Here is a 15074-nt window from a genome sequence, read left to right as displayed (position 1 = left end):
CCTTTAAATTAGTCTCAAAAACCTTTAAATCAAACTATATTAACAAATCATTAAGTGTTAAAATACTGATAATTATCAGGTTATTTTAAGTCGATATTGAGTAAATTTGAGAGACAAACCTTAATACTCAATAAAATGAAAAAGATACTTTTCCCTACCGATTTCTCTGATGCTGCTACAAATGCATTTGTCCATGCTTTAGAATTTGCTAAAGTTGTAAAAGCCGAATTGATCTTGCTTCATACATTTGAGATTCCTGTTTACGACAGCCAGTTCTTTCCAGAGAATTATGCTTCTATATACAGTTCCATCGAATTGGCAAAATTTGAAATGTTCAAAGATGAAATACCTAAACTGCGTGCCATCGCTTCTGAACGAAAGTTAGATGATATTGTGATCAAACACCGCCTAATGGACGGTGATTTAATCTATAATCTTAAAAATGCAGTCGAAGAAGATCAAGTCGATTTTGTAATCATGGGAACAAGCGGTGTTTCGGACTGGACAAAATTCTTTACAGGCTCTAATACCAGTTCTGTAATTTCTGGTGTTGAAGTTCCGGTGCTATGCGTTCCTGTTGATGCTAAATACAAAAAAGTAAAAACAATTGGCTTTACTACCCGTTACCGCGAAAAAGATAAAAAGGAACTTAAAAAAATCCTCAAAATCGCTAAAAAAACAGATGCTAAAGTCAAAAGCTTATATGTAAGAACTTCCAATTCTGATGTTACTGATACAACTATTAAAGAGTGGGAAAAAGAATTTGCAGGTGAAAACGTCGAATTTTTGGTTCTGCCAAGTGATGATGTAAAAGATACCATTACCGATTTTATTCTTTACAAAGACATTGATATCCTGACCACTATTACACACAAAAGATCTTTCTTTGAAAGTCTTTTCGATTCCAGTTTCAGTAAAAAAATATCCAAAGAAGTTTCCATTCCTGTATTGATTATGCATGAAGATTAAAATAGAATAACCGTCGATTTTCTCTCTTAAAAGTTATATTTGTATTTCAGTAAAATAATACAATGAAAGCATACCAAGACAAAATCGAAATTTATTCAGAACTATATTATAAAACCAACAAAAAATACAACAGCATAAGCCTTTTGAGGCTGTTAAGTATTTTTCTCTTATTGTTTTTTATATACAATTACATTAAAACAGATGAAATACTTTATGTTATTCTGGCTGTTTTATCTTTTGCTGGTTTTATTTTTTTAATGAAAATACATTCACGACTATCTTTTCAGAAACTGCTTGCTGATACGCTTTTAAAAATTAATCGAAACGAAATTACTTTCTTAAAAAGAGAAAAAACACCTTTTGAAAACGCAACAGAGTTTATCGATTTTCATCATCCATACGCGTACGATTTAGATATTTTTGGAGAACATTCCCTATTTCAAAATCTAAATAGAACCGCAACCTTCATCGGAAAAAAAACTCTTGCCAATCTTTTATTACATACACTTCCTGAAACTGAAATTTTAGAAAATCAAGAAGCCATAAATGAATTAAAAAGCAAATTAGAATGGCGCCAGGAATTTCAGGCTTTAGGTATTATTAGTCAAGATTCTAAACAATCTTATGAAGCAATAAAACATTGGTCTTCTTTTAATAATAATTCTTTACCTAAAGTTCTAATCGCACTTTCAATTATATTTCCAACCTTATTTTTTGGATTTTTGACGGCTTATTTTATTACTTCAAAAGTCATCATTCTTTCGTATCTAACTTATATTTTTATTGGGAATTTAATTGTCTTAGGAATGGCGACCAAAAGAATTAAATCCGAGATAGCAAAAGCAGATAATATTGATAAAATCATAAAACAATACGGTTTATTGATTGAGAAAATTGAGAACGAATCTTTCCGGTCTAAAAAGCTAATTCGTTTGCAAAAAAAGCTTGTTTATAAAAACACAAAGGCAAGCCAGCATTTGAAACAGCTTTCTGAGTTGTTTTCAAGAATGGATACTATAAATAATTTTGTTACTGCACTTTTATTCAACGGAACGTTTTTATTTAATCTGCACGTTTTAAAAGCGCTTTTGAAATGGAAAGAAAACTATTCTTCAGAAATTGATCAATGGATTTCTATTATTGGCGAAATTGAAGCTTTAAACAGTCTAGCCAATTTAGCTTACAATAATGCTGATTTTGTTTTCCCAGAAATCAATTCTGAATATAAAATTGAATTTAAAAACTTAAGTCATCCATTATTAAATCCCACCACAAGAATTGGAAATGACACTAATTTTTATCCGCTTTCTTTCGTAATTCTGACGGGTTCTAACATGTCTGGCAAGAGTACCTTTTTAAGAAGCTTAGGAATCAATATGGTACTTGGCGGAATCGGTTCAGTTATTTGTGCTTCAGAGGCTAAAATACATCCACTTCCAGTATTAGTTTCAATGAGATTATCAGATTCTTTATCGGATAGTGAGTCTTACTTTTTTGCTGAAATTAAACGTTTAAAACAGATTATGGATGAGCTTGAAAATCAACCTGCTTTTGTTTTATTAGATGAAATTTTAAGAGGAACAAATTCTGACGATAAAAGAAACGGAACAATTGAAGTCGTAAAGAAAATAATTTCCAAAAAAGCTATCGGAGCCATCGCAACACACGACATCGAAGTCTGCTTGACAACAAACGAATATCCTGAAATTTTAACGAATCAGTGTTTTGAAGTAGAGATTCAAAACAACGAATTACACTTTGATTACAAACTCAGAAATGGCATTTGCAAAAACAAAAGTGCTACATTTTTGATGCAGAAAATGGGGGTTATTTAAGTGAAGAAGTTATGAGTTATGAGTTATGAGTTATGCTTAAGTTTCTAGTTTATTTAGAAAATGATTTAATCTAGCAAAGTCGCTAAGAAACAGAGTTTTTTAATGAAGCAACCATATAGTTTGTCATTTTGACTGAAAGGAGAAATCACACTCGTAACTCGACAAAGATTGGCGAAATACTATGCGGAATTCCTAGTGTGATTTCTCCTTTCAGTCGAAATGACAAGATTGAGCATAACTTTTGGGAATGATAAAACTTTGCGTCTTAGCGACTTTGCGAGATTAAATTACATATACTTACAAGCTCATAATCCTTCCTTCATTTTTTTTATACCTTTTGCTATAAACTCTGCCTTATTATTTTTGGCTTTAGCAATAAGACTTTCTCTTTCTTTCGGAATATCATAGTATTTCTCTGCCCATAAACTGATTTCGACTAAAACAGGAAATAATTCAATTCCTTTTTCAGTCAATTGATATAATACTTTCGCTTTACTTTCCGGATGTTCCAGTTTTACGATTATATTATTTTCTTCTAAAACCAAAAGCCTGCTGGCCAGAATATTGGTAGCAATCTTTTCTTGTGATTTTAAGAAATCACCATAAGTACATTGTTTTTTGAACATCAAATCCCTAATAATCAGCAACGACCATTTATCTCCCCATATTTCTAAAGAAGTACTTATCGGACATTCTGATCTCTTTTTTGAACTCGCCATAAAAATATTTTTAAAAACAACTTGCAATTCGCAAGCAATCAATATCTTTGCACTTGCAAAATGCAAGCAAATTTATTCAATACTATCAAGAGAACCAAATTATATAGTTTTAATACTTAAAAATCAATAAAAATGGACAATAAAAGACTAGAATTTCTCCAAAGTTATATTGGAAAACATTTTACAGGAAGTCCCTCTCCTTTTGCGCATTGGCTTAACGGAAAAGTGATTGCTGTTGAAAAAGAAAATGTTGAATTCGAATTTGAAGTCAGAAAAGAAATGACAAATCCGGTCGGAATGCTCCATGGTGGCGTTACAGCTGCAATTATAGACGATTGTATTGGCGTTAATTTTATGGTTTTAGGTCTTGAAAAGTTCTACCCAACAATCAATCTTTACATCGATTATTTCAATCCGGCATTTGAATCACAAACTGTTATCTTAAAAACTACTTTGGCGAAATTGGGAAAAACAATTATCAATATAAAAGCAGAAGTAACCAATAAAAATACTTCTAAAATTATGGCTCAGGCAAGTGCAAACTTAGCGTTAAGTGATGTTAAGATTCCTGTTTAATTTAAAAAAGCTCATTCAAAGTTTGAAACTTTGAATGAGCTTTTTTCACTTTGTGGAGTTACTTGCGAAGATTCTTCGTTCCTCAGAATGACAAACTGCACGTACTTCTATATAGTTTAACTTGGAATTTGGAATTTAATTTATTGGAATTTTAAATATTTATTCTTCGTACATTTCCATCCACAAGCGGGTTTCTTCTAAATCCAGTTCTTTCTCAATTTTTCTGAAAATTTCTTCGTTTACAGAACCTTTTTTATGCATACTTTCCAAATTGTTACGTTCCACATTCAAAAGATCAATTTGTACTCTGGTAAATTCGTTGAAAATTTGTCCACCTAGTACTTTTCCGTTTCCAAAAAAGTTTGCAGGAAGTTCCGTCTTTTGCAGTCGGTTAAACTTTACTTCGTATTTACTTTTAATGTTATGAAGCAATTCATCATCCAACAAAGAAAAATTATCTTCGATATGCGCAATCGTTTCTGAAACTATTTTGTTACGAATATCATATTCTTCAGCCAGAATTGAATAACGTTCGATTTTAAGCTTTTTAATCAGCCAAGGAAGTGTAAGACCCTGAATAACTAAAGTGGACAATATCACACAAAAGACCAGATAAATAATTAGATTACGAAGCGGAAATTCTTCTGTTTTATTCAACATTAACGGAAGCGCCAAAGCAGCGGCCATAGAAACCACACCACGCATTCCCGACCAACCAAAAACAATCATGTTTCGGTAATCAAATTCTTCTTTGGCTCGTATTCGTTTGCTGAACATTCTTGGTAAAATTGTAGCTGGAACTACCCATAAAAAGCGAACAACAATTACAACCACACTAATTACCGCTCCCCATATAATCAAAGAACTGCCAGAATAACTGCCTATTCCTTCCATAATCTGTCTTAACTGCAATCCGATTAAAATGAAGATTAAACCGTTCAGAATATTATTTAAAACGTCCCAGATTGTATTGGTCATGATTCGGCTCTCATGAGAAAAAATAGTTCCAGATCTTGCTGCTAGGAAAAGTCCCGTAGTAACAACTGCCAAAACTCCAGATCCATGAAAATGCTCTGCAAGCAGATAAGCAGAAAATGGTGTCAACAAAGTAAGTGTCACTTCGATGATGTCATCGCAAACAAATCTTTTATGAATGTAGTACATTATAAAACCAATAGCCAATCCTATTGCAATACCTAAAATCGACATTAAAACAAAGTTTAATCCTGCTTCCCATAAAACAAAATTTCCAGCCGTAATAGCTGTCAGAGCGTATTTATAAGCCACAAGACCACTGGCATCATTTACCAAACTTTCGCCTTCTAAAATGGCAATCAACCTTGGGTTTAATCCAAGTCCTTTTGTAATCGCTGTTGCCGAAACCGCATCTGGAGGCGAAACAATAGCGCCAAGTAAGAAGGCTAACGGCCAAGAAATATCATCTATAAGCCAATGCGCCACAACAGCAACTAATCCTGTAGTAAAAAATACCAGTCCAACAGCCGCTAAAGTGATTGGGCGAATTGATTGTTTAAAATCCGACCAGCTGGTATGCCATGCGGCATGATATAAAAGTGGCGGCAGGAAAATAATAAAAACAATTTCGGGATTTAATGCAATAACTGGAAGTCCGGGAACAGCGCTGATAATTACACCACAAAGCACTAAAACAATTGGTATTGGAAAATTATATCTTTTACTAACTAGACTTAAAAATGCTACACCAAAAAGCAACATTATAATTACTGTGATATTCTCCATTTTTACTGCGGGTATTTATTTGTTTGGGATGATAATTTGTGATGGCTAAATTAAGATTTTTGTGAACCAAATTAAAATATCATTAAAAAAAGAAACTTCAATTTATTGACTTACATCAAACTTTTGCATTCTGGACAGCTGTACATTTGAAATTCTATTTTTCAAATCCATTACATAATATACAAAATGATAAGTACAGAAATAAATCCATTGGTACAATTTGGAATCACATGCCAAAAACGTGTTGAAAACGCTTTGGAACAACTTAGAAACGGGAAAGGAATTCTTTTAATTGACGATGAAAACCGTGAAAATGAAGGCGATTTGATTTTTTCAGCAGAATATATGAATGTTGCCGACATGGCTCTTATGATACGGGAATGCAGTGGTATTGTCTGTTTGTGTCTAACCAATGAAAAAGCCGATCAATTGAAACTTCCGTATATGGTAAAAGAAAACACCAGCAGTTTTCAAACTCCTTTTACGATTAGCATTGAAGCTAAAAACGGAGTTACAACGGGAGTTTCTGCCACAGATCGAATTACCACGATTAAAACTGCAATTGCTTCGAATGCTAAACCTGAAGATTTAGCAAGACCGGGACATATTTTTCCTTTAAGAGCCCAAAATAATGGCGTTTTAGAACGAAACGGCCATACCGAAGGAAGTGTAGATTTAATGAAACTCGCTAATTTAAAACCGGAAGCAGTTCTATGCGAATTAATGAATGAAGATGGAACAATGGCAAAACTGGATGAAATAATTAGTTTTGCTCAGCGTTACGATTTAATAGTTCTGTCGATTGAAGATATTGTCTATTACCGTAAATTCGTGCGAGATTACAACTAAAATGATATACGAACAGCTTAGTAATTACATCAAAAAAAACATTGACGTTTCTGAGGATGATTTAAATACGATTCTTTCTTATTTTAAACCTTTAAAGAAAACCAAAAAAGAACTGTTGCTTGCTCAAGGACAAATTAGCCAGCAGACATTTTTTGTTGGAAAAGGCTGTGTAAGAATCTTTTTTATTAATGAAGAAGGAAAAGATGTTACCCGATACATCGCTTTTGAAAATCAGTTTGCAACGGCTTTGGTGAGTTTTATAACCAAAAATCCCGCTCAAGAAAATATTCAGGTAATTGAGAAATCAGAATTACTGGCAATTACACATGAAGATTTTAATTATTTAATGAAAATCATTCCACAATGGCGTGAATTTTACAGCAATTATCTGGAGAAAGCTTATGTAAACAATGCTAATCGATTAATGTCATTTACAACTATGGATGCTTTGGAGAGATACAATCAACTTTTGAAAATTAATCCGACAATTGTGAAACGGCTTCCTAATAAAATTGTAGCTTCTTATATTAATATTTCTCAGGAAACTTTGAGTCGATTGAAGTCTAAGACTTAGTTTTTTTATTTTGAATGTAGAAGATGTGCTTCGCCAATTCTCTATAGCTAGAACCTCCTTCGTCGAAATGACAAAACTGTCTGATTACAAAAAATCTGCTCAAATCTGTTTAAATCTGCGTGAAACTCTAAAACAATAAAAAAGCCGAATCTAAAATAAGATTCGGCTTCTGTTTTTTCATGATTCACAACTGCTGCAAGAAACAAGGCTTGTAACCAATTCTTTAGAAACACTTTGGCTTCTTTGGTAATACAAACTTTTAACACCTTGCTGCCAAGCTTCGATCATTAAACGGTTTACATCTTTAATAGCCAATTCTGCTGGAATATTAAGGTTCAAACTTTGCCCCTGATCAACAAATTTCTGACGGATCCCTGCTTGCTGTACAATTTCCAACTGACTGATTTCTTTAAATGTTTTAAAGACATCTTTTTCTTCTTTTGTTAGCTCCGACATATGCTGTACGCTTCCTCCATTTAGCATAATTCCTCTCCAGACTTCTTCATTATCTAAGCCTTTTTCTTCAAGCAGTTTTTTTAGGTATTTATTTTTACGCATAAAGTTCCCTTTACTCAATCCGGCTTTGTAATAATTACTGCTGAAAGGTTCAATTCCTGGCGAAGTTTGTCCTAAAATTGCAGATGATGAAGTTGTTGGTGCAATTGCCATTGTGGTTGTATTACGTCTTCCATACCCTTTTAACAATTCTGGTTCACCGTAAATTCTAGCCAATTCCTGACTTGCTTTATCCGCTTTATCACTGATATGTTTGAAAATTTCAGTCGTTTTCATTTTAGCTTCCATTCCTTCAAACGGAATCATATTTTTTTGCAAGTAAGAGTGCCATCCTAAAACACCTAAACCTAATGCACGATGTCTTTTGGCAAATTTATTGGCTGCAGAAAGATAATAGTTTCCTTCTGTTTTTTCGATGAATTCCTGTAGCACAGCATCTAAGAAAAAGATAGCCAATTTTACGGCTTCAGTATCTTTCCATTCTTCGTATAACTCTAAATTCATAGAAGAAAGACAGCAGATAAATGATTCGTCATGAGTTGACGGAAGCATAATCTCACTGCATAAATTACTAGCGTTGATTCTTAAATTCTGGTCTTTATAAACTTGTGGTTTATTTTTATTTACGTTGTCACTAAAAAAGATATAAGGCAATCCTTTTTGCTGACGACTCTCTAAAACCTTTGCCCAAACTTGTCTTTTTTCTGCATCACCATCAATCATTTCCTGCATCCAATAATCTGGCACGCAAATTCCTGTAAACAAGTTCTGAATTGGGTTTCCAATACTTTTAATCTTTAAAAACTCTTCAATATCCGGATGATCTACATCCAAATAAGCTGCAAATGCACCACGACGAACACCTCCTTGAGAGATTGTATCCATAGCCGTATCAAAAAGTTTCATAAAACTTACTGCTCCACTACTCTTTCCGTTATCTGTTACAGCACTTCCGCGTTCACGCAATTCACCAAAATAACCAGAAGTTCCGCCACCAATTTTAGTCTGCATGATTACCTCACCCAGTTTATGTGTGATTCCTTCAATTTTATCTGGAACGTGAACATTAAAACAAGAAATTGGCAGACCTCTTTCTGTTCCCATATTTGCCCAAACTGGAGAACTTATACTCATCCACCCTCTTTCGATCATTTCAACAAAAGATTCTTTTAATTCTGGTTTGTATAATCTTCTAGCAGCGGCAGTACAGATTCTGTCAATTGCACCTTCGACTGTTTCACCTTTTAGAAGATAACCACGATTTAAAATTTGTTCGCTTTCTGAATTTTTCCACCACATCTTACTACCGTTCTGTGGTTCAAAATTATTTACTGGGTTTGTGTCTATTGTATTCATAAGTATTATGGGCTTGTATTAGAAAAGATCGTTTGCTGTAATGCTTTTATCGTGTTTCGTATATTCTACTGGACGTTTTGCAAAGAAATCATCTAAACTGTTTGCAAAAACCTCTTCTTCAAACCAAGCCATCGCAGCGTAATCTTGCGGCGATACATTAAAAATTGTTTCTATATTGATTTGTCTTAGACTTTCGTCAACTCTAAATTTCATAAAGTTTACCAACTCTTCTTTGTTGATAGTTTCGATTGCTCCATCTTCAAAAATCCAATCCAGAATAGCCGCTTCAACATCAATTGATTCTCTCACCGTTTTACGGATTAATTCTAAAGTTTCTGCATCAAAATATTCCGGGAACTCTTCACGGATTTTGTTAATGATGTAAATTCCGCCATTAGCATGAATCTGCTCGTCGATTGAAGTCCATGCAATAATGTTGCTTACATTTTTCATATATCCTTTGAATCTTGTAAAAGACAATAAAATAGCAAACTGGCTGAACAATGAAACATTTTCAATTAGAATACTGAACAAAATCAGCGAAACCATATATTTTCTGTTGTCCTGAGATTTAGTGTCTTTTAGAACATTCGAAAGATAATCTACACGTCTGCGAACTACAGGAACATCTAATAACTTTTCAAATTCATCATTATACCCTAAAACTTCCAGCAAACGAGAATAAGCTTCAGAATGTCTAAATTCACATTCCGCGAAAGTTGTTCCTAATCCGTTGAATTCTGGTTTTGGAAAATGCTCATATATATTACCCCAAAAACTTTTTACGGCTACCTCAATCTGTGCGATTGCTAATAAACTGTTTTTGATTGCGGTTTTTTCGGCTCCATTTAAATGCGCATGAAAATCTTGTGTATCGGCTGTAAAGTCTACTTCGGTGTGTACCCAGTACGCTTTATTAATAGCCTCGGTAAATTGCAGAACCTCAGGATATTCAAAAGGTTTATAATTGATTCTTTTATCGAAAATTGACATAATATATAGAGTTTTAAGTGACAAAAATGAAACATAGAAAATCATCCGCTCGATTTGTAGGTGGTATTAGCGTACTTTCTATATTTACAAATTTAGTCCACAGTTCTTCTCTTGTCCAGTTTTTGATGTTAAAAATCCTATCAATTATCAACAGTTTTGAAACAGCCAAAAATCGTGGTTTTGTAAATTTTATCAACAGTAAAACAATCTCGTGTAATTGTCAATGAACTAGCTGTTTCCCTAAAATCAATGTTAAGTTATCAACATTAAAAAGTCATTTTTAGGGGTGCAAAATCAAAAACAGTTATCAACAGGTCAATTATAAAAACAGAAAATCAATCCTCTATCTTGAAATAAAAAAACATCTCCTATTAATAATAATTCTAAATAGCAAGGTGCTGGATTTTTTTATAACATTTTTTATTACAGCTTATTACATAATAAACCTTTTCTAAATAGGCCTCAGAATTATAATTAATAACTTTACAAGAATCTTTTTAACTACAAGAAACATCAAAAGTAATTTTTCGTCTGAAAACGTCTGAGAAAAGAAAAATTCGCTGTGGAAGTTGTAAGTAGAAAAGGCAAAATACAAAACCAAAATAGTCTGCTTTGAAAGCAGACTTTTAACATTGGGGGTAGTTAGTTAGTTTTGGGAAACTAATTTTTTTAACTGTTTTATTTTCCTTAAAATTTTTAAGAAAATAAAACACATCTGGAAAATCACAAAGATGATTACCATTTTATTATTTGCTATAACAGTATCAGATATTCAAAATAACGAATAACGAAAATCTCTATTAAGATTTTCCGGAGCTTTAGGATCAGAAAATTTGTGGCTGGATTGGATAAACTACAAATGATAAGTCTATTTCTGGACTATCAATCCCTAAATCTATATCAATAACAAAAGACTGCTGTATGCCTCTATACAAACTGCCTCTGTTGTTTTGTGCTGTAATGCAGGATACCTCTCTAACCCTAAAACTTAAAAATCCAGACGCTCCGGAATAATTTCCTCCAACTGCCACAGCCTATTACTGACCGTTTTGCAGTGAACAGATTAACAAAAAAAGGCGTTTTTATATTTTAAATGAGTAGCTTTTAATCATAGACTATATTTATTTGAGAAAAAAAGCTTCCGATTACTTTTATCAAAAACTTTAATAGAAATAGGGTATTAATACCTGAAAAATTCCCTGATGAATAATTTAACTTGCCAGCAAAAAAAATCAAATCAAAATTACAATTTAACGATTAAAATATGCGCTTTAACCGGGGGACAAATTGGGGACATTTTACAGGCTAAAACATAATAGAACAACACTTTACAAATATCGCCAAGAGTCTTACTCCCAAGAAGACATTATTTTTTCACTAATTTTACTGTTATAAAATCATCTGCCAAAACAAATTTAATGTCTGCCAAAAAAATATATTTTGTTGTTTTATTCCTTCATGCATTCCTTATAAATGCCCAAGAACTACAAATTAATTCCTCTAAAAATTATCTCCGCGATATTGAATCTATACTTAAACAAGAAAAGAATTTCGGTAGAGATACAACTTCTTTAAGAAATTATCTACAGCCTTTAAATCACCATCCAAAATACGAGGTTATTTATCTAGGTTTATTGGCAAACGGATTTAGTAATGCTCATAATTCGCTTAACAAAACTTCAGATTCTTATTACATCAATGCTATTCAGAAAGCCAAGTCATCGAAAAATGTTTCTTTAGAAATCTGGTCAAAACTTAATTACATTAATTACTTATACTATTACAGAGATTATATCAAGCTTACTCCTTTTTTGTTGCAATTAATGGAGAAAATAGAGCCAGTAGCTGCGAACCAAATTATAACTGCCGCAGAAACTTATAAAAGAATTGGATGGATATTATACACTTTTGGTGATTATAATAAATCATTACACTATTTAAGACTTGCTGAAAAAACAGCTGCAAAAAACACCTCCGACCATGCTTCTATTATGAACTCCATTGGAATGAACTATTTCAATATTGGAAATCATAAAATGGCCTCTTTTTATTTGAACGAAACGGCAAAGCTTTCCAAAAAAATTCACGACGATGTAAGATACGCCAAAGCACTTGGCGATTTAGCTTTAATCAGTCAGAAAAAAGGCGATTATAAAAAAGCCATTGCATTATTAAAAGAAGATATTCAAATTTCGGAACAGAATAAAAGTGATCAGAATACTATGTATGCTTCAATTTTATTGGCCGAAGTTTTGGTAAAAGACAAACAGCTGGAAGAAGCTTTTGTATTTTTAAATAAGGCTGAAAGTATCGCTATTTCGAAATCGTATTTTAAAAAATCGGAACTACAGATCATCAAATTGAAACTGCAAATTCTAAAATTGCAAGATTCAACAGAAAACGAATTGAATTTGAGAAGAAGAATGATAATTATTGAAGATTCACTGCAAAATGAAGATGGTGACATTGCTATCAAGAAAGCCAACTGGCTTATTCAAAAGGCAAAATTCCAACAAAATATTGATACTGCAGAAAAAGCTGTTAAATACGAAACAACTTTGAGATACTTCTATATCATCATTTTTATGATGCTGTTTTCTGCGGTTCTGCTGGTATTCATGTATTTTAGTAAACAATACAAAAGCAGACATTTAAGATATGAAGAGAAAGTGAAATCTTTAGAATTAGAAAAACTAAAAATAGAAGAAAATCTATCTAAAGTTCACGAAAACCTGAAATCTCAGATTAGCTATCTGAAAGAGAAAAACATTCAGATAAAAAACCTTAAACTGGCTATTGAAAATGTCAAAAACTCTTCTTCATCTTATATAGAAAAAAGAGAAAGAAAACTCAGTGCCTTACTGGAATCACATTTAATGACCGATAATAATTGGAACGCGTTTAGAAGAGAATTCCAGAAAGAATACCCTGAATTTTATGCTCTTCTGCAAAAAAAATTTCCAGAGATAACCGATTCTAATAAACGAATTTTACTGCTTCAGAAACTCGACTTCAGCAATAACGAAATTGCAGAACTGTTGGGAATTACAAATGATGCAGTAAAAAAATCAAAACAGCGACTAAAGAAAAAACTTGGAGATAAATATGATTCACTTTTTAATCCTATTTAATTCGAGTTTTTCTGAATGTAAATTGTTTTAAAAAAATTCAACATTAAATAAAAATTAAAATCTGCTTAAGTGATTCTTAATTTTTAGCAAAAGTGCGTCGAAAAACTCTTTTAAAACAAATTATTCTTGGTTTAAGAATATTAATTTCTACATTTGCTTTATTTTTAATTATTCTAAATAGATGATTAAATTTCCAAAAGTAAATTAACTCTTGTACAATTCAATAACCATAAATAGCATATCATGAAAAAGAACTTTTTCGTTTGTTTTGCCCTTGCTGCAACACTTTTTGCAAGTGCACAGCAAAAAAATACTCTGTTAGAACAATCTTTCTGGAAAACTTCTCCAAGCGTAGAAACAGTTAAGGCAGAAATAGCAAAAGGAAATAACCCTGCTGAAGCCAATATAAATGCTTTTGATGTTACAACTTTAGCCATCAATAATGATGCTCCTATTGAAACTATCAAATTCTTAGTAGAACAGCCAGGAAATTCAATTACTAAACCAACTCACGATAATCGTATTTATTTACACTGGGCCGCTTACAGAGGAAACACAGAATTAGTTCAATATTTAATTGCTAAAGGTTCTGATGTTAATTTTGAAGACAGTCATGGTACAGCTCCAGCAGATTTTGCTGCTTCAAACGGCCAATCAGATCCTGCGATGTATGATGCATTTTTTAAAGCCGGTGTAAATCCAACAAAAAAATATGCAAATGGCGCTAATCTTTTGCTTTTAGCCATTGCCTCTGATAAAGATTTAAAAGCTGCAGAATATTTTGCTACTAAAGGAATGTCTTTGAAAGATGTTGACAGCGACGGAAACACTGCATTTACTTATGCTGCGAGATCTGGAAATATTCCGCTTTTGAAAAAACTTTTAGAAAAAGGAATTAAACCAACTGAATCTGCTCTTTTGATCGCTGCTCAAGGAAGCCGTAGAGAAACTAATCCAATTGAAACTTACAAATATTTGGTTGAGGAAGTAAAAATCAAAGCAACTGCTCAAAATAAAGCAGGACAAAATGTTTTGCATATTTTAGCTGGAAAACCAAATCAAACCGAAATCATTAAATATTTCTTAGATAAAGGTGTCGATGTAAACAAGGCTGATAAAGAAGGAAATACTCCGTTAATGGCTGCTGCTTCGGCAAGAGAAACTGCTGTTTTAGAACTTTTTCTTCCAAAAGCTAAAAACATAAATGCACAAAACTTAAAAGGAGAATCTGCTTTAACTTATGCCGTAAGAAATGGTTCGCCAGAAGCTGTAAGTTTACTTTTGGCTAAAGGTGCTGACGCAAATGTAAAAGATAAAGATGGAAATAATTTAGGCGTTTATTTAGTACAATCTTATCGTCCAGCAGGAAGAGAAAGAGAAACTCCAAAAGAAGATCCGTTTGATACAAAAGCAAAATTGATTCAGGCTAAAGGATTGAATTTAGCAACTGCTCAAAAAGACGGAAACACTTTATATCATTTAGCTATCACTAAAAATGATGTTTCGCTTTTGAAAAAAATCACTGATTTAAAAGTAGACATTAATGCTAAAAACAAAGATGGTTTAACGGCGCTTCATAGAGCAGCCATGACTTCTAAAGATGATGTAATTCTAAAATATCTAGTTTCTGTAGGAGCTAAAAAAGACATCAGCACTGAGTTTGACGAAACGGCTTATGCTTTAGCAAAAGAAAATGATTTACTTACAAAAAATAATATCTCTGTAGAATTTTTAAAATAATCACTGTAAAGTTAAGAGTTTAAGGTTATGAGTTATACGTTCAATTTCATACCGA

General features: G+C 32.6%; 11 protein-coding genes. 7 read left to right on the top strand and 4 right to left on the bottom strand.

Translation table 11 applies throughout. The annotated features are described in order from the left end of the window. Positions 1–135 precede the first annotated feature (135 nt). Both BM289_RS17125 and BM289_RS17120 read left to right on the top strand, forming a co-directional pair. The gene (locus BM289_RS17125) at positions 136–969 is read left to right on the top strand and encodes a universal stress protein (RefSeq protein WP_091495763.1); all 834 of its coding nucleotides are present in this window, start codon (positions 136–138) and stop codon (positions 967–969) included. A gap of 62 nt (positions 970–1031) precedes the next feature. Next, positions 1032–2804, top strand: a complete 1773-nt coding sequence (locus BM289_RS17120; protein ID WP_091495761.1) for a MutS-related protein — start codon at positions 1032–1034, stop codon at positions 2802–2804. Positions 2805–3109: 305 nt separating this feature from the next. Here the strand turns inward: BM289_RS17120 and BM289_RS17115 are convergent, their stop codons facing one another. Further along, on the bottom strand, positions 3110–3523 hold the full coding sequence (locus BM289_RS17115) for a winged helix-turn-helix transcriptional regulator (RefSeq protein WP_091495829.1): 414 nt from the start codon (positions 3521–3523) through the stop codon (positions 3110–3112). A 132-nt stretch (positions 3524–3655) separates the two neighbouring features. Between BM289_RS17115 and BM289_RS17110 the strand changes: the two genes are divergently transcribed. Further along, positions 3656–4099, top strand: coding sequence for a PaaI family thioesterase (locus BM289_RS17110; protein WP_091495759.1), 444 nt, complete (start codon positions 3656–3658; stop codon positions 4097–4099). A gap of 159 nt (positions 4100–4258) precedes the next feature. On the opposite strand, the gene BM289_RS17105 is transcribed toward BM289_RS17110, so the two are convergent. Beyond that, entirely contained in the window at positions 4259–5860 is a 1602-nt protein-coding gene (locus BM289_RS17105) for a Na+/H+ antiporter (RefSeq protein WP_091495757.1), read from the bottom strand. Positions 5861–6046: 186 nt separating this feature from the next. Between BM289_RS17105 and ribB the strand changes: the two genes are divergently transcribed. Together ribB and BM289_RS17095 are read left to right on the top strand one after the other, a co-directional pair. Further along, the gene (gene ribB, locus BM289_RS17100; protein ID WP_091495755.1) at positions 6047–6709 is read left to right on the top strand and encodes a 3,4-dihydroxy-2-butanone-4-phosphate synthase; all 663 of its coding nucleotides are present in this window, start codon (positions 6047–6049) and stop codon (positions 6707–6709) included. A 1-nt stretch (position 6710) separates the two neighbouring features. After that, the gene (locus BM289_RS17095) at positions 6711–7283 is read left to right on the top strand and encodes a Crp/Fnr family transcriptional regulator (protein ID WP_208610260.1); all 573 of its coding nucleotides are present in this window, start codon (positions 6711–6713) and stop codon (positions 7281–7283) included. A 177-nt stretch (positions 7284–7460) separates the two neighbouring features. Here BM289_RS17095 and BM289_RS17090 read toward each other — a convergent pair whose 3' ends face one another. Both BM289_RS17090 and BM289_RS17085 read right to left on the bottom strand, forming a co-directional pair. Then, positions 7461–9155 (bottom strand): ribonucleoside-diphosphate reductase subunit alpha, encoded by a 1695-nt coding sequence (locus BM289_RS17090; RefSeq protein WP_091495753.1) that lies wholly within the window; start codon positions 9153–9155, stop codon positions 7461–7463. Positions 9156–9173: 18 nt separating this feature from the next. Next, positions 9174–10148: a ribonucleotide-diphosphate reductase subunit beta gene (locus BM289_RS17085; RefSeq protein WP_091495751.1), complete on the bottom strand. Its 975-nt coding sequence runs from the start codon at positions 10146–10148 to the stop codon at positions 9174–9176. A gap of 1418 nt (positions 10149–11566) precedes the next feature. Here BM289_RS17085 and BM289_RS17075 point away from each other — a divergent pair. After that, positions 11567–13279: a tetratricopeptide repeat protein gene (locus tag BM289_RS17075; protein WP_091495748.1), complete on the top strand. Its 1713-nt coding sequence runs from the start codon at positions 11567–11569 to the stop codon at positions 13277–13279. 243 nt (positions 13280–13522) lie between these two features. Beyond that, positions 13523–15019: an ankyrin repeat domain-containing protein gene (locus BM289_RS17070; protein WP_091495747.1), complete on the top strand. Its 1497-nt coding sequence runs from the start codon at positions 13523–13525 to the stop codon at positions 15017–15019. The last annotated feature ends 55 nt before the right edge of the window (positions 15020–15074 follow it).

Origin of the sequence: Flavobacterium phragmitis, assembly GCF_900112575.1 — a bacterium.
In the GTDB taxonomy this organism is placed as follows: Bacteria; Bacteroidota; Bacteroidia; order Flavobacteriales; family Flavobacteriaceae; genus Flavobacterium; species Flavobacterium phragmitis.
This window is presented reverse-complemented; position numbering and strand designations above follow the sequence as displayed.